This window comes from Chryseobacterium sp. 2987 (assembly GCF_031456375.1).
GTDB classification, from domain to species: Bacteria; Bacteroidota; Bacteroidia; order Flavobacteriales; family Weeksellaceae; genus Chryseobacterium; species Chryseobacterium vaccae.
Map to the genome: position 1 here is coordinate 793,736 of NZ_JAVDUN010000001.1, position 23,869 is coordinate 817,604.

Sequence of the window (23,869 nt, forward strand, 5' to 3'; positions counted from 1 at the left end):
AACCAAATATTCTCAATTTTGAATCATTAAATAACAAACAAAATCTTAATATTTATGAAAACAACCGCTTTAAACGCAGAAACACAATTCGCAGCAATCAACAACAACAAAATTGCTTACAGACAGTTCGGAAACGGAACGCCATTATTTTTTATCAACAGATTCAGAGGTGTAATGGATACCTGGGATCCATTGTTCTTAGATTCTTTGGCAGAAAAAAATACGATTATTCTTTTTGATTACCCTGGAATTGGAAAATCGGAAGGGGATCTTCCTTTGGATATTATAGAAGTGGCAAAGACGGTTCCGGCTTTGGCAGACCATTTGGGAATCGATAAATTTAATGTTCTGGGCTGGTCATATGGCGGACTGGTGACGCAGGCTGTTACTTTTCAAAATCAGGACAGAGTGCTGAAAACTGTTTTAATCGGGACTAATCCTCCGGGAGAAAATGCTATTCCGATCGAACCTGTATTTTTCGAGCATGCTTTGAAGCCAATCAATGATTTGGATGATGAATATTATTTGTTCTTTGAGCCGTCTTCCGAAAAAAGCAGGCAGGCAGCTAAAGAATCCCACGACAGAATTGCTGAAAGATTAGACAGAGAATTGATTCCTTCAACACAGGAAGTTTTTCAAAGGTATTTTGCGGGGTCAGGTCTTTTTAAGGAAGACAAACTGAACTTTCGTGAAGGTTATAAAACCTTGAAATCTCCGGTATTGGTTATTTCCGGTGACCACGACATTAGCTTTGCGACAGAAAACTGGTTTCCGCTACTGAAAAATGCACCCACAATGCAGCATATTATTTTGAATGATGCAGGACACGGTCCTCAACATCAATATCCGGAGCTTACGGCAGGATACATCAACCTTTTTTTAGGATAGTATGATTTCTGTCTTTAGTTTCGGTAAAATTAATTTAACTTAGATAAAATTAAACCGATGCAACATTACAAAACCCTTACCGAATTACATTTGGGAAATCATTGGGACGCTCCGGAACATCCGCTTTTCAGTATGATTGGCTGTCAGTCGGAGTGCAAATTGGGGAACAGGGAGTTTACCACAGATTGTTATGTGATTGCTTTCAAAAAAATAAAATCAGGGATTTTTATGTACGGTCGAACACCGTATGACCACGACAACGGCTGTCTGTTTTTTGCAAAACCAAGACAGATTATTGAGATGAAAAATCTTGAGTTTGAAGAAAAAGGCTATATGCTGATGATTCACGAAGATTATCTGAACGGTCACGAGCTTTTCAAAGAAATTGAAAAATATAGTTTCTTTGACTATGAAGTAACGGAAGCTTTGCATCTCTCTCCAAAAGAAGAGCAGATCATTCTGGAACTTCACTCGAAAATTCAGAGCGAATATTTTAATAATCCTGATGAATACAGTCGGGACATTATTTTAAGCCATATTTCATCAATTTTAAAATATGCACAGCGATATTATAAACGACAGTTTATTGACAGAGCACAGGTTTCCGGAAAGACTGCATCAAAATTCAATGATGCGTTGCGAAAATATTTAGCTGAAGGTCTGCTTGAGAAAAAAGGACTTCCGAATGTGGCATTTTTAGCCGATCAGCTTTTTGTTTCGCCAAGGTATTTAAGTGATTTACTGAAGCAGGAAACAGGAAAAACCGCTATGGAACTGATTCATATTTTTATGATTTCCGAAGCAAAAAACCTTTTGAGGTTGGGAGAAAAAGGAGTCGCTGAAATCGCTTACGAATTAGGCTTTGAAAATGTTTCCTATTTTACAAGGCTGTTTAAAAAGCAGACGGGAATGAAGCCTTTGGAATTCAGGAAATCGCAGTTGAATTAATTCCTAAATATAGGTTTACTAAAGTCACAGAGAAGTCTAAACTACTTTTCTGTGACTTTTTTTCGATGATCCAGACCCCAGTCTTTCAAAGACATTATTACCTTTTCCAAAGATAGGCCATGTTCTGTAATTTCGTATTCCACAGTAGGTGGAAAACTATCGTGAACAGTCCGTGTAATTAAATGATTTGTTTCCAATTCTTTTAACTCTTTGGATAAAACCCTATCGGTGATCTTAGGTATTTCTCTGGAAAGCTCTCTGAATCTTTTACTCCCGAAAGATAAAGAAACGATAATAGGCAACTTCCATTTCCCTTTCAGAATTTCCAATGCATCCTGTATGGGAAGCATGATCTCCATACAGGTCTTTTTTTCAGTGCCGTCAGTAACTCTTGCCATAATTCGTTGTTGCTTACTTTAATGATAGTGCTATCTAAAAAGTTAGTAATATATTTCGGATAGTTACTTATTCTAATTTTGTATTTACAAATTTATAAAAATGAATACAATGAACGACATTAAAAATTCTGGATTTTTAAAATTCCAATTGGCACAACTTGATTTGGCTGTAATAACAGACGGTGTAATAAATATCGAAAGCGTTCAGCCGATGTTTGCGCCCAATATTGAAAAAGATAACCTTACAAGTTTTTTTACGAACAAAATGCTTCAGCAGGATAAAATAGAGCTTGCAGGCAATATCCTCTTTATAACAAATGGAGAAAAAAACATCCTTATTGATACAGGAAGTGGTGTAATGTTGTCTCCTTCCACTGGAAAATTAATTGAAAACCTCCGGAATTTAGGAATCAGCCCTCAGGAAATCACAGATATTGTCTTCACGCACGCCCATCCGGATCATATCGGAGGTGTTATTGATAAAGAAGGTATATTGGTTTTTCAGAATGCACAATATTATATTTCGGAAACAGAATACAACTTCTGGATGTCCGAAGAACCGGATTTCTCGAAAGGTACAAAAAACCAGTTTTCTGATTTTGAGATCCAGTTTGCAAGAGATCATTTCAAACCCATTGAGACTAAACTTAATTTTTATGCCGATGAGGCAGAACTTTTTGGTTTTCTTAAGTTGGAACATGCTCCGGGACATACACCTGGACATACGATTATAACTATTTCATCCGAAGGTGAGGAATTGGTTCATATTGCAGATACTTTTCAGCATATTATGCTGGTTGAGCATCCAGAGTGGGGTAATCAAATTGATTCTGATTTTGAACTGGGTATTAAAACGCGCAAAAATGTACTCGAAAAATTATCATCTACAAAGAAACTGTTCTTTGGGGATCATTTGCCTTATCCGGGTTTGGGTTACATTCAAAAAGATGAGAAAGGATATCATTATGTTCCCAAAGCTTTTTACACGGTTTAGAATAAAATCCTCCAATTGCGGAGGATTTTCGTTTTTGTAAATCTGTGCTATTCTTTCCGCAAAATGGACTATTTATCAAGAGGTGTTCAGTCTAACTTTGTCCTATCAAAATCATTGAAAAAATAATAACAAGAAGTATGAAAACGAAATTAGTCGCAGTGAGTTTATTTCTAATATTTGCTAATTCTGCAAAATCACAACTGCAGCAAGTTGCAAATTCCAATATGGTTTGGAATGGCGTGACAACAAGTTCCGACGGGAGAGTCTTTGTTAATTTTCCAAGGATTGAAGGTGATAAAGGAATGAGAATCGGAGAAATTCTTAAAAATGGTAAAATCATTCCCTATCCTGATGAAAATTGGAACAATTGGGAAGTCGGAGCCGACGTGAATGAGAAATTTGTAAGAACCAACTCTCTTCGGGTAGAATCAGATGGCTTTCTGTGGATTGTCGATACAGGAACTCCTTCAATGGGAAAAAATCCACTATCTGGAAATGCTGCAAAATTAGTTACTGTGGATTTGAAAACAAACAAGATTGCGCAGATTATTCCATTAGACAAAGTTTCCAAGACTGCTACTTTTATTGATGATTTGAGAGTTTTGGGTAATACAATTTATCTGACCGATGCCGGTGAACCTGCCTTGATTGTCTTAGATAAAACAACAGGAAAGGGCAGGAGAGTTTTGGAAAATCATCCTTCTACAACAGATGCTATTCCTATAAAAGCTGAGGGTAAAATTATAAAGGATATGGAAGGTAAAGATGTTCATATCCACGCAGACCAATTGGAAATTTCGCCTGATGGAAAATGGCTTTATTTCCAACCTGCAAGCGGACCAATGTGGAAAGTGGAAACTCAATATTTAAATAATGAAAAACTAACTGCAGACGAGCTGTCTTCCAAAGTTTCATTATTCTACAAAACACCGTCAACAGGCGGTACAGCAATAGATTCCAAAGGAAATATCTATGTAAGTGATATTAATAAAAAACAAATCATCAAAATCAGTCCGGAAGGAAAAGAAACTCTGGTAATAAAAGATGACAGATTGCTTTGGGCAGATGCTTTATGGATTGATGAAGATGGTTATTTATGGATTCCAACAGGTCAGTTGAATCGTTTGTCAGTCTTTCAAAACGGAGTGGATAAAGTGAAATTTCCGGTAACCATTTATAAGCTTAAAATAGGAGCGAAACCGAGTGAAAATTAATTTAAAAATAAAGTATAAACATTTACACAATAAAATAGTATGAAAGCAATTGTATTAAAAACAGCAGGAAGCGTAGAAAATTTAGAATATGTTGATTTAGAAAAACCAACCATTAACGAAAGTGAGGTTTTAGTAAAAGTAAAAGCCATCAGCATCAATCCGGTCGATGTGAAAAGCCGTCAGGGAAAAGGAGTTTATGGAAGAATTAAAACAGAAAATCCCTTGATTTTAGGTTGGGATATTTCAGGAATTGTGGAAGAAAGCAGAAGTTCTGAATTTAAAATAGGGGACGAAGTTTTCGGAATGGTCAATTTTCCCGGTCACGGAAAAGCGTATGCAGAATATGTGGCAGCTCCGGCGAATCAATTGGCTTTAAAACCACAAAACATTTCTTTTGAAGAAGCGGCTGCATCTACTTTGGTGGCATTAACGGCTTATCAGGCTTTGGTTCATAACGCCAATATTCAAAAAGGTCAGAATGTGTTGGTTCACGCTGCATCAGGAGGAGTAGGTCATATTGCTGTTCAGCTGGCAAAACATTTAGGGGCAAAAGTGACAGGAACATCTTCTTTGAAAAATAAAGATTTCGTATTGGGTCTTGGAGCAGATTCACATATCGATTATCATAGTTTTGATTGGAAAAGTGCCGATGAGGAATTCGATTTTGTTTTGGATACCATTGGCGGAGATAATATTGATAATTCTCTTGAGGTAACTAAAAAAGGAGGCTCTATTATCAGTATTCCGACTGGTCTGAATGAAGAAGTCACTGCAAAAGCGGAGGCAAAAGGCGTAAAAGGTTACTTTATCTTGGTACGGTCAAGCGGTGACGATATGAAGCAAATTGCCAACCTATTGGAAAGCAGTGCTATAAAACCTCACGTTTCAAAAACATTTCCTTTCGGGCAAATGAGAGAAGCACATCTGGAGCAGGAAACAGGAAGAACTGTCGGGAAAATTGTGGTAACACTTTAATTAAATTTAATCCTAAAATTTAAAGAAATGAACTTAAAAAATATGGCAATTATCGGTGTTGCATTGCTTTCGTTGATTAATTGTAACAAGGCTTCAAACCAGAAATCAAATCAATCGAATACTAAAGTTTCTAATGATAAAAATGCTCAGTTAGAGGAAGTTTTTGCTGACAGTACTTATCAGTTGACAGGTGTTGCAGTTTCGAAAGACAACAGAGTCTTTGTGAATTATCCATATTGGCTTGAAAATCACTCTTACTCAGTAGTTGAAGTGAAAGATGGAAAACCAGTTCCTTATCCTGATGCAGAGTGGAACAGCTTCAAGAAAGGTGGAGACGGACAGAATAAATTTGTAACGGTACAATCTGTTGTGACGGATGATAAAGGCTTTCTTTGGGTGGTAGACGCAGCAGGGATTGGACTGGGAAAGGTGTATCAAAACAGTGCAAAGGTTTTGAAAATCAATCTGGCGAATGATCAAATTGAAAAAATATACCGCTTTCCGGAAAATGTAGTGGGAGAAGATGTTTACATCAATGATATCCGGGTAGATAATAAAAACGGTTTTGCGTATCTCACAAATTCCAATACGGGCGGAATCGTTGTATTGAACATTAAAAATGGGGAATCTAAGTTAGTTTTAGCCAATTCTCCAGCTGTGAAGTCCGACCCGAACTATCATTTTTCACCCTTAGGCACTGAACTTGAAAAAGGTGACGGTTCTTTATTAAAAGTCAATTCAGACGGAATCGCTTTAACGCCGGATAATCAATATTTATACTTCAAGCCTTTGACTGATAATAAATTGTATAGAATTAAAACCGAATTGCTTAGAGATTTTAAAACTTCAGAAGATGTTTTAAATAAAAGTGTGGAAGATTTAGGCAAATTCATCACGACGGACGGAATGATTTTCGACAAAAAAGGAAACCTTTATTTGGGTGATTTAGAGAAAAACTCAATCGTTAAAATTACACCTGATTTGAAGATGACAACGATTGTTCAGGATAATGAAAAACTGATTTGGCCGGATAGTTACAGTATTTCAGATGACGGTTATCTATACATCTCAAATTCTCAGATTCAATTAATGCCTTGGTTTCACGATGGAAAGGAGCAGTTTAAAAAGCCTTTTAAAGTGTTTAGAATTAAAATTTAAAACTTTTTAAAATGAAAAATTTAATTCAAATAATCGCTGACAGTCAAAAGTACTTTATCAACTTTTTAAGAATTTCAATTTTTGTGGTAATGGCTTGGATTGGTGGTTTGAAAGCCTTCCAATACGAAGCTGATGGCATTGTTCCCTTTGTGGCAAACAGTCCGGTGATGAGTTTTTTCTATAATCACCCTGAAGAATATAAAGAGCATAAAAATAAAGAAGGTGAAGTAATTCCTGCCAATATCAAATGGAATACTGAAAACGGAACTTACACTTTTGCTTATGCGCTGGGAACCGCAATTGTTGTGATTGGATTATTGACTTTGTTCGGAGTTTGGTTTCCAAAAATTGGACTCGTAGGTGGAATTCTCACTTTCGGAATGTCACTTGTGACGCTTTCGTTTCTCATTACAACACCAGAGGTTTATGTACCCAATTTAGGAGGTTTGGAACACGGTTTTCCTTACTTGTCGGGTGCTGGAAGATTGGTCATCAAAGATATTATTATGCTTGCTGGTGGATTGGTGATTGCATCAGATTCTGCAAGAAAAATTTTAAACAAGAATTATAATCAATAAAAATAATAAAATGAAAAAGATAATTTTAAGTTTAGCAAGTCTTTCAGCAGCAATGTTGTCAGCGCAGAATGTTCAGACATTCACTTTGAAAAAATTACCCTCAAAGCCGGTCAATGAATTACTGACCCGTGGAATGATTTCAGGAGAACAAGGAACTATTGGGTATTTCACCTATAAAAAAGGTGCTGTAGTTCCTACTCATCAACATATTAATGAGCAATATTCTCTTATCACAAAAGGAAGTGTGAAAGTTGAAATTCTTGATAAAGAATATATCGTAAAAGCTGGTGACGGGATAATTATTCCACCCAGTACACCGCATAGTTTTACGGCGTTGGAAGACGACACGATTGATATTGATTTCTTCGCTCCCTCCAGAACTGACTGGATTGAGGGAAAGGATAATTATTATGAAAAGAAATAGGCTTTAATAACTACAATCAGCTTTAATTATTATGAAAAAATCAATATTTAATCTGTCTCTTTTAGCATTATTCTGCTCTGTGTCTGGCTTTGCACAACAGAAGGGTAAGAGCCAAAAAAAATCTCAGCAAGAACGGATTTGGCATTATTCTATGATTGATGCTATGCGAAGAGGTATTTATGAAGGAACTCATACGGTAAAAGAATTAAAAACACACGGAGACTTTGGATTGGGGACATTTAATCATCTGAATGGAGAACTTATTGCCTTAGATGAAATTATTTACAGGATTCCACCATCAGGAAAAGTGGAGGTAGTTTCTGAAGATTTGAAATCGCCTTTTACTTCTCTCACATTTTTTAAAGCAGATTTAGAGAAAACGATAGTTTTTACGGGAAGTTTGGAAGAGTTAGAAGAAAAAATTCTAGAAATTTTAGACACTCAAAATTTACCGTATGCGATTAAGATAGAAACTGTTTTTTCTAATATCAGGGTGGGTGGAGCAGACCCAATTTCCGCAAGCGATACAACTGAACTTGCTACTTTGATGAAAGTAAGACCACAGTATAAATCAGAGAATATAAAGGGAACGATGGTAGGTTATTTTACTCCTTCTTTATTAAGTAATGTAGATCTTTCTCCGTTTCATTTCCACTTTATCTCTGAGGATAAGAAATTTGCAGGACATCTAATGTCAGGACAATTTAAAAATGCTGAAATTAAGATCTATCTGAATAAGAAAAATGGTTATGATGTTGAGTTGTTACAAGATAATGCAAGATTTCGTAATTTAAAGTTCGAAACCAAAGATGCTTCTTCCTCCTATTAACAGATAAATTTGAATTATGGTAAAAATATTTAAAGCATTAGAAACTGCAGAGCAAATAGATGGAACTTATACATCAAAAATTGTAGAAAAGCAGATTGAAGATATACCGGAAGGCAAAGTATTGGTAAAGGTAGAGTACAGTTCTCTTAATTATAAAGATGCATTATCTGCCAAAGGAAATAAAGGAGTAACAAGAAAATATCCCCATACTCCGGGTGTTGACGCTGCTGGAACGGTTGAGATTTCCTCTTCATCAATCTGGAAAAAAGGAGATAAAGTTTTAGTAACCGGTTTTGATTTGGGTATGAATACAGATGGCGGATTTGGGCAGTACATTATTGTTTCTGAGGAATGGGTGATTAAATTGCCCACAACTCTTTCAACCAAAGAAGCGATGATATACGGCACAGCTGGTTTTACTGCTGGCCTTTCGATACAGGCATTAATTCGTAACGGAATTACACCTGAAAACGGAATAATTGCGGTAAGTGGATCTACCGGAGGAGTAGGTTCGGTAGCGGTTGCTATTTTAGCAAAATTAGGATTTCAGGTAGCCGCAATTAGTTCAAAAGATGAAGCTACACCATTCCTTAAAGCACTAGGCGCTTCAGAGATTACATCAAGACAAGATTTTGAAGATAAGAGCGGAAAAATTTTACTCAAACCTCGTTTCGCAGCAGCGATTGATACTGTGGGAGGCAATATTTTAGCAACCTTAATTAAAAGCCTCCATTATGATGGAGTTGTGACAACATGTGGAATGGTGGGTGGCGGAGAACTTAATACAACCGTTTTTCCTTTTATTCTTAAAGGCATTCAATTAATAGGTATTGACAGCGTGGAAATTCCCTTAGAAAAAAGACTTTCAGTTTGGGAACATCTATCAACCGATTGGAAACCTCAGCAGCTTAATGATTTATCCAAAGAAATAAGTCTTGAAGAACTGCACGAATATATTGATAGAATATTCAGTGGGAAAATGCAGGGGCGAGCAGTGGTGAAAATCTAATAATTGAATTCTTGTACAAGTTAAAAATGATTAATCTGGGTTCTGTAATTAAAAGCAAAAAAAATGGCGTCAACTGTCTTTAGTTGGCGCCATTTGGCTTTTTGTGACCTTAACGAGCGTATCTTCAAACACTTTTATCAATGATTTGGTTGGTTTGGGTCAAATTAAAAAGGAGTTTGCAATTCCAAATTTTTAACATTTGATCACTTGTGATTGTAAAGTTATTTGCAAATTACTTTTTAGGTAAATGTAATTATCTAATATGTATTGTTAGACCATGGTTGGCTTCCACCTTTTTCTATCGGTTGAGTAAAGATTTAATCAATGATTCATAGAATATTAGTGAATAATATTGAAAATATAATGTGTGCATTCAAATATATATTTGCTTAATATAATCCGATAATCTTACTAAATTTGCAAAGATATTTTACAATGATGTTATTCGATCAGAGTTTAATGGTATCAAGAAAAGATAATATTACTCCTTTTCGAGATAACGTTTGATATCTCTAACATAGAGAGGGTATTCTTTCTTTGCTTGCGCTGTTTTTTTTAAATCTATGGAATGAGTAACAAATTTTCTTTCCGGGGTGGTTGATTCTAACAAATTGCCAGTCATCGGTTCTATAATCCAGCCTGTGCCACCCCAATCGAATTCAGCACTTTGTCCTGACCTGTTTGAACTCAAACAGTAGGCTCCCGATATAATTGCTGACGCTCTGCCAATTGTTAACCATTGTTCAACAGAAGATTTCCCCGTTGCTCTGGGACATAACAATAGATCTGCATTTTGTTTTCCATATTGACGGGCCCTTTCTGTGAACCACAGTTCAGTACACATAAGCACACCAATTCTCAAGTCATCAAGCTGAACTGTCTCAAAGGAAATATTGTCTTCTCTGTCGAACCAGCTTTCTTCCCAAAAATGATCTTCTTCCGGAAAAAGGGCTTTGGTATGAATTTTCCGATGGCCTTTTCCCTTTTGAAAAACAAATGCCGTATTGTAAAATTTTGTACCAAGAGTCTCGGGAGCAGAATAAATAATATACTTGGCCTCAAGCTTTTCTACTTCCTTAAGCCAAAACTGATGTTGTTCTACACTTTTTTGCTGTACATCTTCTGAGACCTCTTTGCTATTAACAAACCATGAATAAAAAGGCATTTCAGGTAAGAGTAATAAATCTGTCTTATTTTGGTTGAGATAAATTTGGAGTTCTCGCCAGTCTTCTAAAAATTTCTTTCTGTCATTACTGAGTTCACATACCGTAACATTCATACTTAACTATTTTTAATAATATACAATGAACTATTTAAACAACAGGACAAAGTTTGAAAACCTTGTCCTGTTTTATATTGTTCAAAATCAATTATGCGGAAATACCGCCATCAATTTTAAAGCTGCTGCCTGTGATGTATCCTGCTTCATCACCTGCTAGGAAATTAACCAAAGATGCTACTTCCTCTGGAAGAGCAAAGCGCTTTAATGGAATGGATTCCATAAGATACTGGCGTATATTTTCATCAGCATTAATCAGCATATCAGTTTCCGTAGCTCCCGGCTCTACACTGTTCACTGTAATTTTTCTGGGCGCGAGATCCCATGCAAGACCTCGGGTATAAGCAGAAACAGCGGCTTTTGTGGCTATGTAATCAGACATACCCGGACTGCCAATCCTGATTCCACCAACCGAGGCAATGTTGATGATTCTTCCTCCGTCAGGCATATATTTCTGTGCTGTTCTAACGGCTTCGGCAACAGAACGAATATTTACATCGATCTGGTTATTGTATGCTTCTGCTCTTTCGCTTGCAGTTTCAATTGGACCGTTTACGGCTACAGCAGCATTATTGACCAGTATATCGATCCTGCCAAATGCTGCTACAGCTTCTTCGATGGCACTTTCTACAGCTCCTTGAATTGCTCCATTAGCTTTTATGGCTACTGCTTTTCCTCCGGCCTCAACAATATCAGATACGATTTGCTGAGCGTTGCTTTCTGAGTTTAAATAAGTGAAGGCAACCATTGCGCCTTCTTTTGCAAGGCGTTCTACAATTGCTTTTCCCATTCCGCGAGTTCCTCCGGTAACGAAGGCTGCTTTTTCTTTTAATTTTGACATTTTATTTAAATTTTATTGTAAGTTCGTTAATATCGGTTTATAGATAATCTAATGCTTGTAACATTGAATATGTACAATTTCTAAGACTTTCATTAAAGCTTTATTGTTACGGATTGACGATAATTTTACCTGCAGTGTGATTTTTTTCAAGTTCTGTATGAGCCTGAGCTATTTCTTCAAGTTTAAACTTCTTGGAAACATGTGATTTTACTAAACCTTCTTTCATTAATCCTGCAATGGCGGTCATATCTTTCCCGTTTGAAACAACGGCATTGTAATAGGCATGCACATCTAATTCTTTAGCACGCTTTTTCCATTCGCTTCCCTCAATGTGAGACCATAGGCTTAATAATGTACCTCCTTTTTTCACTATACTAAGGGTTTTTTGGATATGCTCATCCCGCAATCCTTCAATAACATAGTCTACCGGTTCGGTTACCTCTAACAAGTCAGTCTTTTGATAATCGACAAATTCATCTGCTCCAAGACTCATCACCAAATCCTTTTTTGATCCGGAAGCTACAGCAATAACATAAGCACCAAAATATTTGGCAAACTGCACTGCAAAATGCCCCACACCGCCACCTGCTGCGGTTATAAGTACACGATCGCCCATTTTTATAGAATTTTTAATGAGTGGTTGCCAGGTAGTTAATGCTGCCATGCCTGCAGCAGCAGCTTCATCATGGGAGATATTATCTGGTTTTATTGTAATATCAGCTATGTTGGCAACTACATATTCTGCATAAGCTTTAGCGTGTCCGGCTGTTGTAAAAGTTGGGAAATTGAGTAGACCAAACACCTCATCACCAACAGTAAATGTGCTGACATTGTTTCCTATAGTTTCAATGACACCCGAAATATCCCAACCCAATATTTTGGGGGTTTCATTGTTAAATATGTAGTCTAATGCAGGGTTTTGTCGTGCATAGATATCTGTGGGATTAATGCTTATTGCATGTACTCTGATGAGCACCTCATCATCATTGGGTGTTGGAATAGGGAGTTCTACCATTGATAATTGGTCAACATCTCCTTGTTTTTTTAGTATGACTGCTTTCATTTGAATGATTATATAATATTGTTGAGAATGTGAATAAATTTTTAAAAATTTTGATCTTTATCTCAATTTCTTATGCAAAGTTATAAGCAATTAGGTATAACTTTGTAACCAGTATCATGGCTGATACTCGGGAGCAAAAAATGGAAGTCTTGAATTAAGGCAAAATTTGCGCTGATAACCGAATAGTAAAGAATAAGGATATGAAAGAATGTGTAAAAACTACAATCGATGCTCAGGATATTAAAGCATTGCAGGATACAATTTATGTCATCGGAGGTAAGTGGAAACTGCCTATAATTTACTCAATATGTAATGGGAATAAGCGTTTCAGTGATATCGAAAAGAGTATTCCCACAATTACCAAACGAATGTTATCACTAAATTTAAAGGAGCTGGAAGCCAATAAACTGATCACACGTAAAGTTGACATAGATTTCCCATCAATTATAGAATATGAGTTTACAGAGTATGCAAAGGAATATGGAGCTTTAATTACCGATATGATCGAGTGGGGAAAGAAGCATAAAAGACTGATAACCGATAAAAGTTAGATTTAAATAATGATTTTAAAAGTGCAAATCTGAAAGAAGTAGCCTTTCAGATTACTTCTTTCATATTTACAGTCGGTTGATCATTCTAATCAACCCCGTACAGTATTCAACAGATCGTGCGGATACCCCAAACTAATGGAGCTTAAGGCATCTAAATGTGCTAATTCTTCAGCTGTCAAATTGATTTCAGCAGCTTTAATGCTTTGCTCAAATTGATTGATATTTCGTGCTCCAAGCAAAGGAAATGCATTCTTGGATAAAGTCCATGCAAATGCAATCTGGCCAGGCGTAGCTTCATATTTTTCTGCAATTCCTACCAGTCCATCAATGATCAGTTTGGTTTTTTCATCTTCCGAATATTCAGCGTCAGTAGAATGACTGTCGCGCGAATATCCAGCTTCTTTGGAAAGAACTAAGAATTTTGAAGCATTGATCATTGACAATCAAATTTCTTCCTGAGTCCTTCACATCTATTAAGCAAAAGGCCAGACTTAAAAGCAGCCGAACTAAATGTTGTAAGTCTAAATGCGAAAACTGATTTGGCAAAAGCTGCAATGTATCCGAGCATAAGTTTGTCACCATCAATAGGTGTTAATTCAAATAAGAACAATACTTGGTTTGATCGTCCCGGTTCTATTAAAAAACGTTGGCTGCCAATTTGGCAATGTCACTTTTGAATAAAAGACAACTTAGAACAGGCTACGAGTCTGCGGTTATTGAGCAGAAAAAAGCAGTCATCAATTTTAAGCTGACGTTATTGACTACAGTCGGTGGAGTTTCTGATGTGATGGAAAGCTCTGAGATACCGTAGGTGTTGTTTTTGCGTATTATTACTGCAGGAGGATAATAATGTTCTTGGTTGATTAAAATCAGGAATCTTGAAAACAGTTTGTAAATTAAAACAAAAGAGGTATTGCTTTGACAAGATCCATCGATATTTTCAATGATCTGTTTAAATATGCCCATACTTGTTACTATTGAAACAATGTGATGCGTTGTAATCTAAATTTTATTTAGGTGTTATTTCTACAAATATTTTATAACTATTTTAAATAAAGAAATGAGTTATCGAAAGATAGCACCTTTTTTATTAAGTAGTAAAATAAATACGTGACGATGCACTTAAATGTATCAGATCATATTTGTATAAATGTCAGTTCTGCTATCTAAAAAAATATTAGATCAATTATCAAACAAAGAAGATTTTATTCTTGTGATTTGTCATATCTAAATATTGTAAGTTGATTTAAATCAATTTGTTGAGTTTGGGATTCTTGAAAATTCTTTGTAAGTATACACATTGTAAGGATAGATTTTCTTTGCAAGGACTTTAGCAATAACACTACTGATGAACAAAGGAAACAGCAATAGATATCCAGACGGTACTATACTGGAAATAATAAACATGGCAGTAAGAGGGGCGTGAATAGCTGCGGAAAGCATGGCAGCGGCTCCAAATAACGCAAAGTTAATAACCACAAGATGAGTACCTAAATAATGGTTGCAGAATTGGGCAAAAAATACCCCTAAAAACGCACCTGTAACAATACTCGGGGCAAATACACCGCCGTCACCGCCTGCACCGAGAGTGAGGGAAGCTGCCAATGGCTTTATAAAGATGAGCAAAACCAAAGGAATTAAATATGTGAGATTAACAATATCGGACGAACTTGATTCAAGGATTTTACCAAGCCCGTGATAACTATCACCATATAATGCCGGAAGAAAAAAGATAAATACCCCAACAGTTATGGCACCTAAATTTACACGTATGAAATTGTTGTTAATCCCACCAAAAAATGTTTTTGCGTAGATGACAATTTTTGTAAAATAAAGGGCAAATATACCTCCGATTAAACTTAGTATCACAGCAAAAGGTATGGATTGCCACCGCCAGTCCTGTACCTTAAATGTAAATAATGGGTTTGAGTCATAAAAATGCACAAATAGATGAGCTATAATCATCGAACTTATTCCACTGATCAGTAAGGTTTTATTGTATTTACGTGCAATAACTTCGAATGCAAATAGAAAACCGCCCAGCGCACTTCCAAAGAGTACGGTTACACCCGCTATAATACCTGCACATATCAGTTCCGTCTTGTAGGCCCAAGCACTATGCAAATGTTTGTATGCCTGATTACCAACTGTTGCGGTGGCAACTACTGTTGATACTTCGACTCCTGTAGATCCTCCGAAAATTACCGTTAAAAAGCCATTAGTGCAGTGCGAAGGTATTTTAAAAAAAGGAAGATGATCCTTTCTTGTTTCCAGGGTTGTATATATTTCCTTAATTCCTTTATTTTTTCTGTTCTGAAAGAGATATTTACGTAGGAAATAGATTGCTGTAATGCCTACACTTGGTAGAAAGATTAGCAATTTGTTTTCCGTGGCTATAATTTCTTCAAAGAGGTATTCCTGTACCTGTCCTGTCAAATGTTTTAAAGTATAAGATATAAGACAACACATAATACTAACGATAATAGATATCCCGATTAATTTGACATAGCTGGATCTTATTATTTTCTTTCGGTACGCTGTATTGCCTTGCATAACTATTTTAGTTTTAAAGAAGATGTAAAGGTAACAGTTATTTTTTGAAATAGTAAAAGTTGCTTGTTACTACATACTACCTGTTTTTATTTAAACAATTCAAATGAAATTTAAATAATTCATTGATTCATAAACTGAAGGTCCACCGATCAAGACAAGGATATACTTAATTTCTTTTTTATTTATCAATACTGTTGTTTGCAACGTTGGAATTTTAGATAACTGTTAAAAATGGATGTTTTTGAAAAAATTGCACATTTAGTTAGCTTCTTTACTTTTAGTCTTGAATAATACACACTATTAAATAAAGAAAAACTAAATTAGTTGTGCAAAGAAATTGTTATGCCTAAAAACGATTCAATTATAGTAAATAGAATGGATTACAGCAGTGGGATTGCTGTTGGTATTTGGAACGTATCTACACCAGGTATTATAAAAGCACTTTCACCTCATAGGCACGACCATTATACTTGCATGCTAATTGAGGCTGATAAGCTTGAAGTTGTATTTGATTTTAAGCATTTAACAATGCCGGTGGGGACACTTTTTATCTCTCCTCCTGGACAAGTTCATCAGATTCTAGAGACTCTTAGTGCAACAGGTTATTATTTGTCTTTTGAAAGCCGTCATATCGGTAGAATGGCACAAACCAGTTTGGATAATTTATTAGAGGAAACCTTGATTATCGCTCTCTCTAATAATGAGCGGCATTGGTTTAGAACAATCTTTGAGTCAATCATGAAATTACAAGATCTGAACGATACCCCTTATAGGCAAGTTGAAAAACCATTGCTTTCAGCTTTTATTGAACAGGCAGTTTTATGCTACAAACGCCAATCATTCATTAATTCCGAAAGTGTTAGCCTACGTTCTATAAATCTCACGAAGGAATTCAGGAATCTTGTAAAATCACATTTCCGGAGTATAAAGCGTCCATCTGAATTTGCAGCAATGCTTAATATAACTGTTGGACATCTAAGCGATACAGTAAAAAAAGTTACTGGTTTATCTGCTTCCGAACATATACAGAAGGAAGTGATGAGTGAAGCGCAAAGATTGCTCTACTATACGGAAATAAGCATCAAGGAAATTTCCTATCAGCTGGGATATCAAGACACCAAATATTTCATCAGGCTGTTTAGTAAAAATGCAGGTTTTTCACCTAGTGAATATCGGAAGCAATACGCTAAATGCTCAGACCAAACCTTAGATCATTAAGATTGTTCCTTCTTTTGTCCACCTTTTACCTTAATTTGTGAGTGGCGTTGCATATGCCAATTGCTCAATTTTGTAAGACAAAAAAATTACTTCTAAAGAAAATTTAGATTTTATGATTGGACAGAATTTTGTTGAAAGCTCAGTACTCTCATTGTCGAGAACTCCCGAGGGAATAATCGACTCTTTTCTTGCTCATATGAATTCTTTCCATACGGAGACTATGCTTCGTTTCTATGAGGAAGATGCAATCTTTATTCGTGATAGTGGTCAGCCTCGTAGAGGAAGATTGGAGATTGCGCGAGAATTGGACTGCTTCTTTAAATTCGGTTTGCCAATCAAAATTACAACAAGGAATGTTTATGTATATGGTAATCTAGCATCACTAATCTTGGACTGGAGTATAGCACGTATTGCGAATAATGGTGAAAAAATATGTATTCGAGGAACATCTAATGATTATGATAAAAGAGGAACCGATGGATATTGGAGATATTGGTTTGAAAATCCCTTTGGTGTTCAAGTGCGCAGCTTATTTTAAAAAACTTTACAATATTAAATAAATCAGATATGAAAATTTTAGTAGTAGGAGGTACAGGTCTAACAGGGAGGCTTGTAACTAACAAATTGGAAAAACTTGGTCATAAAGTAGTAATCGGTTCGCCATCACAAGGTGTCGATGTCATTACTGGTGAAGGGCTTCAGGAAGCATTGACCGGAACTGAAATAGTAATCGATCTATCAAATTCATCTTCTCCCGAAGGAGAAAATGCACTTCGATTTTTTGAGACTGCGGGAAAGAATCTTGTCAAAGCAGAATTGAATGCTAGTATTAAGCATCATATCGTTCTATCAATTGTAGGAACAGATGATGCATTGGAAATCGGTTATCTCAGAGCAAAAAAACTTCAAGAGGATACTATTAAAAACTCGGGTATACCTTACACTATAATTAGGTCAACACAATTTCACGAACATGTGGAAGCCATCATCCAAGTTCAGGGAGAAGGGGATAAAGTTTTTGTTTCGAACTTAGACTATCAACCAATTGCACTTGATGATGTTGCCGAATTCATAGTACAATTCTCTTTGGAAGAACCTAAAAATAACACCATTGAAATTGCAGGACCAAGACGTGGCAAAATGGGGACTTTTGTCTCTGAGTATATTCAAATTACAGGTCAGGACAAAAAAGTGATTACAGAAAATGAAAGTAAGTATATGCATTTTGTTGTTACTAATTCACTTCTAGTTCCCGCTGGTCATTACTCCGCTGGTCAGAAACTTTTTGAGGATTGGGCACTGGAAACATTTAAAAGCTAAACTTTCAATTATAAATTTTTCTTTTGATAATTTTAAAATTTTAGTGCAGATCTTTTTGTTCTGCATTTTTAATTATAATGGTACGTCTGACTTTTAATAAATACATTTTCTAGGAAAATTTGATTAAGATAGAAGAATTGCTTTAAGCTTTTAAGTTAAAACTAAAGTCTCGTTTTTAAATTTAACAGAAGTTTAATGCAATTTAATTTACAAAGCTTTTAGAATTTATTATTGGACTTTTAAGTCTTTAATTGGCTATTTTGGTTTTATGCCATAACCGAAGAAATATAGAAACATTTGACGGACGATTTAAAAGCGTTATAAAAAAAATTAAATGTCGCTGTGATATGATCTCAAACCTTAAAAAGACGTTCCATTCACTTCGAAATTAGTTGCTCAATTGACCGTCTTTTCAACTTTCATCTGTTCCCATAAATATATTTTGTTACAAGAGATTTGATTATATTCACTATTTGATTAGGATGAAATTTTAACATTGATTATTTCAAAATAAAACTTATCAATAAAAAAATTGTAAATCAACGGTTTCAGACAATTATTATTAGAAGACAAGTACAGTGGCGAACAAACCAATACTGTTCTCATTATGTTTAATAGGGCCATACCATTCAAAATTACTACCTAGACCAAAGCTAAACTCTTTGTAGCTGAGTCCTGCACGCAGATAAATGTAGCTTCTGTTATGATCACCTGAGCTTGGAACAAATCCATACAAACCTTGTGCACGACCGTACCATGACCAGTTATCATTAATTTTTGGACGATATTCTATGAGTAGCATGTTTTCTGATGCCCAATCACTTGCTAGATCGATTTTTGGGTTCGCTACGATAGTAAATTCAGGTGTAGAATATGAATATATCAGACTTGCTACCGGTCTGAATCCATAAACAGGAGTATATTGCAAACCTGTTGTGACTTCTAAACCCCTTAACAATGTATAAGTAATATGCGATTGTGTCATGATGTCAGGTGTCATCTCTTTTTCCCAAGGAGCATTTCCATTGGTAATACTGAAAAAGCCAAGTTTTGGTATACTTTTAAACTTTTTATTAACCATAACCTGATAATAGATACCCCTGCTACCCAGCATCATCTCCATGTTGATAGGTGTGCTTTTGAGATCGGGTTGTTTTTCTGCAATTGTCTGAGCCTGGAAGGCTGTTGTAAGACTGATAAAAAATAAAGCTACGCCAATTCTTACTGATTTTTGCTCTTTCATAATCTTATACATTTATTTCCCAAGGTTTAGTGTTAATATGCCAGTTTTAACATGAGAAAATTATAGCGCAAAATTAGAACAGACAATAGTCGCAGAGTAGTATAAAGATGGCAAATATTAGGATAAATCGTGCAAAATTTTGTCCCGATATGCTGATGGTGAAATTCCGGTGATTTTTTAAAAAGCCTCGAAGGGCAGGAGCTATTTTTTTAATCAGTAATCATAATTTTAGCTATCAATAGTTGAACCTGATTCATCCCTTTAAGATTGAATCAGGTTCAGTTGTAAATTTAATGTTTTGGCAAATAAATTTTAAACTCCTTCCATTGAATGTATTGCTCTGCCAATTGTCTTGCGCAGGTTGTATCTGTTCGCTCTTTAAAATTAAATGTTTGATCCACGTTCAATCGTACACCGGCTCTGTATCCTAAAATAAGTTGGTATTTTCTCACGAAATTATCAGGATCATTATTAAAATTTATTCTAAGTTTTCGGTTGTGAGTACTAATCAGGGCTGTAAATTGAATTTCACGCCTGTCATCTGTTCGCCTACCTGCCATAGCCTGTTTCCTGTGGTTACATCTTTCGCCTGTTTGGGAATGGATGCAGGTCCCGGTGAACCCTTAACATGCATAAATCCGGAAGGTCCCCAGTAGGAACCATTCTTCACGATTGGATCTGTTGCCGCAAGAAGTGTAGGTAAAGCGGCTTTATCGGCCGGTTGTGAAATCAGCGGGGTAACTATTTTTTCGATCAGGAAACCGCTGGTCCGCTGTAGGTTCGTAGGGGAAACGGTATACCACAAACTAAAGTAGAGCCAGAATTAATTTTTATAATCTTTTTACCTCCCTTGCTGTTTGAGGCAGCGTGGTCAACCTCCTGGAAAGAGCTTTGGCGCTGGCGTCGGATTATCCTTAGTTTTGCTTTTGTGGTTGTGTTTTTTACAGCATTATCGGTTGCAATTTTTGCCAACTATTTTATACCGGGTTTTTCCTTAGCCCTGGGTTTTTTGCTTGGTGGAATTGTATCTCCGCCTGATGCTGTTAGTGCCGGTGCTATTTTGAAATTTGTAAAAGTCCCGAAACGACTGTCTTCAATTCTTGAGGGAGAGAGTTTATTGAATGATGCATCGTCTTTGATCATTTTAAGATTTGCAATGATTGCAGCTGCAACAGGGCAGTTTGTTTGGCATGAAGCTGCAGTCAGTCTTGTCTGGATGTGTATAGGCGGTGTCGGAATCGGACTGGCAATAGCGTACATCTTTATGAATATGCACAAAATCTTACCGACTGATTCGAACATCGATATTCTAATGACTTTCATTGCGCCATTCTCAATGTATTTGGCGGCAGAACAATTGAATGCTTCAGGAGTACTGGCAGTAGTTGCAGGAGGTTTATTTCTTTCATACCACAGCCATGATTTCTTAAGTGGTGCATCGCGAATAAGGACCTTAACAGTTGGGGAAAGTTTTTGTTTTCTATTGAATGGGATTGTTTTCATGTTAATAGGTTTGGATTTACCTGAAATTGTTTCAGGCTTAGGCAAAGCAGATATTTACACTTCAATTGGCTATGGTATCGCTGTCTCAGCTGTACTTGTTATTGTAAGAATCTTCGCAAGTTATGGAGCGGTGATAACAACATTAATTATGAAGAATTTCATCAGTGTTGCCGATCCGGAACCTCCCGGTTGGAAAACCCCTTTAATTATTGGCTGGACAGGGATGAGAGGGGTCGTTTCATTAGCTGCGGCACTTTCGATTCCCATGACTCTGGATGACGGAACTCCTTTTCCGCAAAGAGATATGATACTTTTCATCACATTTATTGTAATTCTTTCAACCCTATTGATACAGGGTTTGACACTTCCTGTTTTTCTTAGAAAATTTCCACCGGTCGACCGGGACTTTATAAGAACTGAAAAGGAGATCGATCAGGACATCAAGAACAGTTTGGCAAAAGTGGCAATTGATAAAATTCGTAATGATTATAGTGATAAAATAAAAAGCTTTCCGACGTTGAATGATCAATTGCAGCGGTATGAAACTCAGGCAATGAGTTCTGAGATAATTGTTAATTACGAAGAATATAAAAAGATTTATGTTGATATTCTTGATGCCCAAAGATACTGGCTTATAAATAAAAACCGAGAAGAACTTTTGTTAGATGAAGAAATTATCAGAAAACATCTTAGGTTATTGGATCTTCAGGAAGAAAGATTAAATATGAAAATCTAAGGTTTTAAAGAAAATTTATCAAGAAATTCTTGATATCATAATTCTGAGTTCAGTTCCTTAACACAATAAATATCTTATAATTAAGAAATGTCAAAACAAACGTAACTGTTATTTATTGATTGTTTAATGAGCTTGGATATACTATCGAAATGTTACTTCATTATTCCATCAAAGAAGTTAGTTATAGATAAGAATTTTTTGTACTGAATTTTTATAATTTAGTTTTTCCTGAGGAAGGCAATCTTTGACAATGATTGAACCACGAGCTTTATTTAATTAGTATTGTTGACTTATAATAGCCAAGGTAGAGAACTACAAATGGAAGTTTAAATGTCTGAATATGTATTGTATTATTGCATAATCTTGAACTTCAGAAAAAAAACTTACAACAAACGTTTTTATATATACCCATCACATAATCAATCAATATTGATTCGCTAAAAGCAGATTATATCTTGATTACCCATTCTCATTACGATCACGTTTTAGATGTTGAAACCATTGCAGAAAAGAATGATTCGGTTATCGTTTCAAACGCTGAAATCACCACTTATTATGAGAAGAAAGGTTTTAAATCTCACTTTATGAATCATGGGGGCAGCTGGAAATTTGATTTTGGAAAAGTAAAATACGTTAACGCCAGTCATTCAAGTAGTTTTTCAGATGGTAGCTATGGGGGGGAATCCTGGAGGTTTCGTGATAGAGACAGATACCATAAATATTTACATTGCAGGAGATACTGCATTAAGTTACGATATGAAATTGATCCCCCTCCGTACCAAACTGGATCTAGCCATTTTTCCAATCGGGGGCAACTTTACGATGGATGTAGAAGATGCAATAATTGCGTCAGATTTTGTGGAGTGCAATAAAATTCTGGGATATCATTATGATAGTAACCCTTACATTATTATCGATCATCAAGAATCAGTCAAAAAATTTGCAGATAGGGGAAAAGAATTGCTGCTTTTGAAAGTTGGTGAATTTTTAGAATTTCAATAATATATTGAGTTTTCAGTGGGAGGGAATGTTTAATATATTTTCTCAATCCCGGCATTCTGCTATTCATTTTTTCACAGACTACATGGAATCAATGGCGACTTGATTTGTAATTATTGTTCTTATAGGAAGTTCATTGTTTGCTCAAAGACTATGGATGAAATTCTCAAATTCCACATAAAAGTATTAAAGGTATATACAGAAATAACATAAGCCGATGATTTGGCATACAGCATTTATAAATAAAATAAGTAATGCTATCTACTAATAAACGGGCTGAGCCCATAACAATATGATAACAAAAAAAATAAGATGGCTGTCGACCTTTTTACCATTAATTTTGGTATTGTCAGGTTGCGGTAAAGATCCAAAGCCGCAGGTCAAGAAGACGCAAACCATTACGCATGGCTCTGCATGGCAATCACAGTACGATCGCATAGACCCAAAAAGATTTACCTGACAACGCTATCGAGCTATTCAGTGAGCAATGGATGGTGGTGACGGCAGAAAAAGAAAACCTATTCAACAGCATGGTCATCAGCTGGGGAGGTTTAGGTTTTATAAAGTGGCTCAGGCTGCAACTGTAAATAAAAATACTGATGAACTAATTGAATCGATTAAAAAGAAGAATGCAGATGCAAAATTTACAAAGAATATAACTAAAGATGAAATCGGAAAAACTTCTTTTTACAAAACTTTTATAAAAGTTGATCTGGGAAATAATGTTTCACAAAATTATATAATTTACAATGCAATAATAAACGGCTACAATGCGAGTTTTTGTATAATATATTTAAATGAGACACCTGAACTAATAGAATTATTAAATGCATTTAAAGATTCAAAATTTAAAATTCAATAAATTAAGGCAACAATATACTTGAGTGTACCATCGAAAAAATATTATTTATCTGTACAAAAGTGTATTTTTACACATAATGACATTATCAGATATATTTAAATATATAATAACTTAAAAAAATTATTCTAAGTAATTAAAATGGTGCCAACTGTCTTCAGTGGGCGCCATTTGGCTGTTCGTGAACATCACAGGACTATATTCAAACCAATTAATATTAGATATTGATAATATTTTGAATGTATTAAATGTTGTTTAATTTACATTCATTAAAAATTGAAGCTAAAAA

General features: G+C 35.6%; 26 protein-coding genes and 1 pseudogene. 19 read left to right on the forward strand and 8 right to left on the reverse strand.

Annotated features, from left to right (window positions below):
- Positions 1-54 precede the first annotated feature (54 nt).
- Both J2Y40_RS03585 and J2Y40_RS03590 read left to right on the forward strand, forming a co-directional pair.
- Complete coding sequence (locus J2Y40_RS03585; protein ID WP_309997041.1) at positions 55-888, forward strand: alpha/beta hydrolase; 834 nt, start codon at positions 55-57, stop codon at positions 886-888.
- A 57-nt stretch (positions 889-945) separates the two neighbouring features.
- A complete protein-coding gene (locus J2Y40_RS03590; RefSeq protein WP_309997045.1) occupies positions 946-1,836 on the forward strand; it encodes a helix-turn-helix transcriptional regulator in 891 nt (296 codons plus the stop codon).
- Between the two features lie 41 nt (positions 1,837-1,877).
- On the opposite strand, the gene J2Y40_RS03595 is transcribed toward J2Y40_RS03590, so the two are convergent.
- Complete coding sequence (locus J2Y40_RS03595; protein ID WP_309997048.1) at positions 1,878-2,234, reverse strand: helix-turn-helix domain-containing protein; 357 nt, start codon at positions 2,232-2,234, stop codon at positions 1,878-1,880.
- 109 nt (positions 2,235-2,343) lie between these two features.
- Between J2Y40_RS03595 and J2Y40_RS03600 the strand changes: the two genes are divergently transcribed.
- The 8 genes from J2Y40_RS03600 to J2Y40_RS03635 all read left to right on the forward strand — a co-directional run bounded on the left by J2Y40_RS03600 (position 2,344) and on the right by J2Y40_RS03635 (position 9,415).
- Positions 2,344-3,228, forward strand: a complete 885-nt coding sequence (locus J2Y40_RS03600; RefSeq protein WP_309997052.1) for an MBL fold metallo-hydrolase — start codon at positions 2,344-2,346, stop codon at positions 3,226-3,228.
- Between the two features lie 137 nt (positions 3,229-3,365).
- Positions 3,366-4,442, forward strand: coding sequence for an L-dopachrome tautomerase-related protein (locus tag J2Y40_RS03605; protein WP_309997055.1), 1,077 nt, complete (start codon positions 3,366-3,368; stop codon positions 4,440-4,442).
- 39 nt (positions 4,443-4,481) lie between these two features.
- Positions 4,482-5,417 carry an NADP-dependent oxidoreductase gene (locus J2Y40_RS03610; RefSeq protein WP_309997058.1) on the forward strand — a complete coding sequence of 312 codons (936 nt, stop codon included), beginning with the start codon at positions 4,482-4,484 and terminating at the stop codon, positions 5,415-5,417.
- 27 nt (positions 5,418-5,444) lie between these two features.
- Positions 5,445-6,575: an L-dopachrome tautomerase-related protein gene (locus tag J2Y40_RS03615; RefSeq protein WP_309997060.1), complete on the forward strand. Its 1,131-nt coding sequence runs from the start codon at positions 5,445-5,447 to the stop codon at positions 6,573-6,575.
- Positions 6,576-6,586: 11 nt separating this feature from the next.
- The gene (gene rclC / locus J2Y40_RS03620) at positions 6,587-7,153 is read left to right on the forward strand and encodes a reactive chlorine resistance membrane protein RclC (RefSeq protein ID WP_309997063.1); all 567 of its coding nucleotides are present in this window, start codon (positions 6,587-6,589) and stop codon (positions 7,151-7,153) included.
- 10 nt (positions 7,154-7,163) lie between these two features.
- Positions 7,164-7,577 carry a cupin domain-containing protein gene (locus J2Y40_RS03625; RefSeq protein ID WP_309997066.1) on the forward strand — a complete coding sequence of 138 codons (414 nt, stop codon included), beginning with the start codon at positions 7,164-7,166 and terminating at the stop codon, positions 7,575-7,577.
- A 31-nt stretch (positions 7,578-7,608) separates the two neighbouring features.
- Positions 7,609-8,406, forward strand: a complete 798-nt coding sequence (gene budA, locus J2Y40_RS03630) for an acetolactate decarboxylase (RefSeq protein ID WP_309997069.1) — start codon at positions 7,609-7,611, stop codon at positions 8,404-8,406.
- Between the two features lie 16 nt (positions 8,407-8,422).
- Positions 8,423-9,415 carry a YhdH/YhfP family quinone oxidoreductase gene (locus J2Y40_RS03635; RefSeq protein ID WP_309997071.1) on the forward strand — a complete coding sequence of 331 codons (993 nt, stop codon included), beginning with the start codon at positions 8,423-8,425 and terminating at the stop codon, positions 9,413-9,415.
- Between the two features lie 481 nt (positions 9,416-9,896).
- On the opposite strand, the gene J2Y40_RS03640 is transcribed toward J2Y40_RS03635, so the two are convergent.
- The 3 genes from J2Y40_RS03640 to J2Y40_RS03650 all read right to left on the reverse strand — a co-directional run bounded on the left by J2Y40_RS03640 (position 9,897) and on the right by J2Y40_RS03650 (position 12,598).
- Positions 9,897-10,694: a carbon-nitrogen hydrolase family protein gene (locus J2Y40_RS03640; RefSeq protein ID WP_309997073.1), complete on the reverse strand. Its 798-nt coding sequence runs from the start codon at positions 10,692-10,694 to the stop codon at positions 9,897-9,899.
- Between the two features lie 91 nt (positions 10,695-10,785).
- Positions 10,786-11,535 (reverse strand): SDR family NAD(P)-dependent oxidoreductase, encoded by a 750-nt coding sequence (locus J2Y40_RS03645; RefSeq protein WP_072953203.1) that lies wholly within the window; start codon positions 11,533-11,535, stop codon positions 10,786-10,788.
- Positions 11,536-11,641: 106 nt separating this feature from the next.
- A complete protein-coding gene (locus tag J2Y40_RS03650; protein WP_309997079.1) occupies positions 11,642-12,598 on the reverse strand; it encodes an NADP-dependent oxidoreductase in 957 nt (318 codons plus the stop codon).
- 200 nt (positions 12,599-12,798) lie between these two features.
- Here J2Y40_RS03650 and J2Y40_RS03655 point away from each other — a divergent pair, with 200 nt between their 5' ends.
- On the forward strand, positions 12,799-13,149 hold the full coding sequence (locus J2Y40_RS03655) for a helix-turn-helix domain-containing protein (RefSeq protein ID WP_072953293.1): 351 nt from the start codon (positions 12,799-12,801) through the stop codon (positions 13,147-13,149).
- Positions 13,150-13,238: 89 nt separating this feature from the next.
- Here J2Y40_RS03655 and J2Y40_RS03660 read toward each other — a convergent pair whose 3' ends face one another.
- Complete coding sequence (locus tag J2Y40_RS03660) at positions 13,239-13,586, reverse strand: aldo/keto reductase (protein ID WP_232706012.1); 348 nt, start codon at positions 13,584-13,586, stop codon at positions 13,239-13,241.
- 18 nt (positions 13,587-13,604) lie between these two features.
- Between J2Y40_RS03660 and J2Y40_RS03665 the strand changes: the two genes are divergently transcribed.
- Positions 13,605-13,826: a TolC family protein gene (locus J2Y40_RS03665; RefSeq protein ID WP_232706325.1), complete on the forward strand. Its 222-nt coding sequence runs from the start codon at positions 13,605-13,607 to the stop codon at positions 13,824-13,826.
- Positions 13,808-13,960 carry a hypothetical protein gene (locus J2Y40_RS03670; protein WP_309997088.1) on the forward strand — a complete coding sequence of 51 codons (153 nt, stop codon included), beginning with the start codon at positions 13,808-13,810 and terminating at the stop codon, positions 13,958-13,960. The genes J2Y40_RS03665 and J2Y40_RS03670 overlap by 19 nt, the downstream gene beginning before the upstream one ends.
- Before the next feature lie 440 nt (positions 13,961-14,400).
- On the opposite strand, the gene J2Y40_RS03675 is transcribed toward J2Y40_RS03670, so the two are convergent.
- Entirely contained in the window at positions 14,401-15,702 is a 1,302-nt protein-coding gene (locus J2Y40_RS03675; RefSeq protein WP_309997090.1) for a chloride channel protein, read from the reverse strand.
- A gap of 342 nt (positions 15,703-16,044) precedes the next feature.
- Here J2Y40_RS03675 and J2Y40_RS03680 point away from each other — a divergent pair, with 342 nt between their 5' ends.
- The 3 genes from J2Y40_RS03680 (at position 16,045) to J2Y40_RS03690 (ending at position 18,240) form a co-directional block, all read left to right on the forward strand.
- On the forward strand, positions 16,045-16,920 hold the full coding sequence (locus J2Y40_RS03680) for an AraC family transcriptional regulator (RefSeq protein WP_232706017.1): 876 nt from the start codon (positions 16,045-16,047) through the stop codon (positions 16,918-16,920).
- Positions 16,921-17,032: 112 nt separating this feature from the next.
- Complete coding sequence (locus tag J2Y40_RS03685; RefSeq protein WP_309997096.1) at positions 17,033-17,458, forward strand: nuclear transport factor 2 family protein; 426 nt, start codon at positions 17,033-17,035, stop codon at positions 17,456-17,458.
- 29 nt (positions 17,459-17,487) lie between these two features.
- Positions 17,488-18,240: an SDR family oxidoreductase gene (locus J2Y40_RS03690; protein WP_232706020.1), complete on the forward strand. Its 753-nt coding sequence runs from the start codon at positions 17,488-17,490 to the stop codon at positions 18,238-18,240.
- Between the two features lie 562 nt (positions 18,241-18,802).
- On the opposite strand, the gene J2Y40_RS03695 is transcribed toward J2Y40_RS03690, so the two are convergent.
- Complete coding sequence (locus J2Y40_RS03695; RefSeq protein ID WP_309997097.1) at positions 18,803-19,483, reverse strand: hypothetical protein; 681 nt, start codon at positions 19,481-19,483, stop codon at positions 18,803-18,805.
- 508 nt (positions 19,484-19,991) lie between these two features.
- On the reverse strand, positions 19,992-20,288 hold the full coding sequence (locus J2Y40_RS03700; protein ID WP_309997100.1) for a hypothetical protein: 297 nt from the start codon (positions 20,286-20,288) through the stop codon (positions 19,992-19,994).
- On the opposite strand from J2Y40_RS03700, the gene J2Y40_RS03705 reads away from it, so the two are divergent.
- The 3 genes and pseudogenes from J2Y40_RS03705 (at position 20,280) to J2Y40_RS03715 (ending at position 23,583) form a co-directional block, all read left to right on the forward strand.
- Entirely contained in the window at positions 20,280-21,722 is a 1,443-nt protein-coding gene (locus tag J2Y40_RS03705; RefSeq protein WP_309997538.1) for a Na+/H+ antiporter, read from the forward strand. The genes J2Y40_RS03700 and J2Y40_RS03705 overlap by 9 nt on opposite strands.
- A 422-nt stretch (positions 21,723-22,144) precedes the next feature.
- Positions 22,145-22,724, forward strand: a pseudogene (locus J2Y40_RS03710) (metal-dependent hydrolase).
- 484 nt (positions 22,725-23,208) lie between these two features.
- On the forward strand, positions 23,209-23,583 hold the full coding sequence (locus tag J2Y40_RS03715) for a hypothetical protein (RefSeq protein WP_309997102.1): 375 nt from the start codon (positions 23,209-23,211) through the stop codon (positions 23,581-23,583).
- Positions 23,584-23,869: the final 286 nt, after the last annotated feature.

Coding starts and splice junctions, on each gene's coding strand:
- J2Y40_RS03650 (WP_309997079.1), bottom strand. CDS start 12,598: ATGAAAGCAGTCATACTAAAAAAACAAGGAGATGTTGACCAATTATCA.
- J2Y40_RS03690 (WP_232706020.1), top strand. CDS start 17,488: ATGAAAATTTTAGTAGTAGGAGGTACAGGTCTAACAGGGAGGCTTGTA.
- J2Y40_RS03600 (WP_309997052.1), top strand. CDS start 2,344: ATGAACGACATTAAAAATTCTGGATTTTTAAAATTCCAATTGGCACAA.
- J2Y40_RS03675 (WP_309997090.1), bottom strand. CDS start 15,702: ATGCAAGGCAATACAGCGTACCGAAAGAAAATAATAAGATCCAGCTAT.
- J2Y40_RS03605 (WP_309997055.1), top strand. CDS start 3,366: ATGAAAACGAAATTAGTCGCAGTGAGTTTATTTCTAATATTTGCTAAT.
- J2Y40_RS03685 (WP_309997096.1), top strand. CDS start 17,033: ATGATTGGACAGAATTTTGTTGAAAGCTCAGTACTCTCATTGTCGAGA.
- J2Y40_RS03660 (WP_232706012.1), bottom strand. CDS start 13,586: ATGATCAATGCTTCAAAATTCTTAGTTCTTTCCAAAGAAGCTGGATAT.
- J2Y40_RS03645 (WP_072953203.1), bottom strand. CDS start 11,535: ATGTCAAAATTAAAAGAAAAAGCAGCCTTCGTTACCGGAGGAACTCGC.
- J2Y40_RS03635 (WP_309997071.1), top strand. CDS start 8,423: ATGGTAAAAATATTTAAAGCATTAGAAACTGCAGAGCAAATAGATGGA.
- J2Y40_RS03615 (WP_309997060.1), top strand. CDS start 5,445: ATGAACTTAAAAAATATGGCAATTATCGGTGTTGCATTGCTTTCGTTG.
- J2Y40_RS03715 (WP_309997102.1), top strand. CDS start 23,209: ATGGATGGTGGTGACGGCAGAAAAAGAAAACCTATTCAACAGCATGGT.
- J2Y40_RS03695 (WP_309997097.1), bottom strand. CDS start 19,483: ATGAAAGAGCAAAAATCAGTAAGAATTGGCGTAGCTTTATTTTTTATC.
- J2Y40_RS03680 (WP_232706017.1), top strand. CDS start 16,045: ATGCCTAAAAACGATTCAATTATAGTAAATAGAATGGATTACAGCAGT.
- J2Y40_RS03590 (WP_309997045.1), top strand. CDS start 946: ATGCAACATTACAAAACCCTTACCGAATTACATTTGGGAAATCATTGG.
- J2Y40_RS03585 (WP_309997041.1), top strand. CDS start 55: ATGAAAACAACCGCTTTAAACGCAGAAACACAATTCGCAGCAATCAAC.
- J2Y40_RS03640 (WP_309997073.1), bottom strand. CDS start 10,694: ATGAATGTTACGGTATGTGAACTCAGTAATGACAGAAAGAAATTTTTA.
- rclC (WP_309997063.1), top strand. CDS start 6,587: ATGAAAAATTTAATTCAAATAATCGCTGACAGTCAAAAGTACTTTATC.
- J2Y40_RS03655 (WP_072953293.1), top strand. CDS start 12,799: ATGAAAGAATGTGTAAAAACTACAATCGATGCTCAGGATATTAAAGCA.
- J2Y40_RS03610 (WP_309997058.1), top strand. CDS start 4,482: ATGAAAGCAATTGTATTAAAAACAGCAGGAAGCGTAGAAAATTTAGAA.
- J2Y40_RS03625 (WP_309997066.1), top strand. CDS start 7,164: ATGAAAAAGATAATTTTAAGTTTAGCAAGTCTTTCAGCAGCAATGTTG.
- budA (WP_309997069.1), top strand. CDS start 7,609: ATGAAAAAATCAATATTTAATCTGTCTCTTTTAGCATTATTCTGCTCT.
- J2Y40_RS03595 (WP_309997048.1), bottom strand. CDS start 2,234: ATGGCAAGAGTTACTGACGGCACTGAAAAAAAGACCTGTATGGAGATC.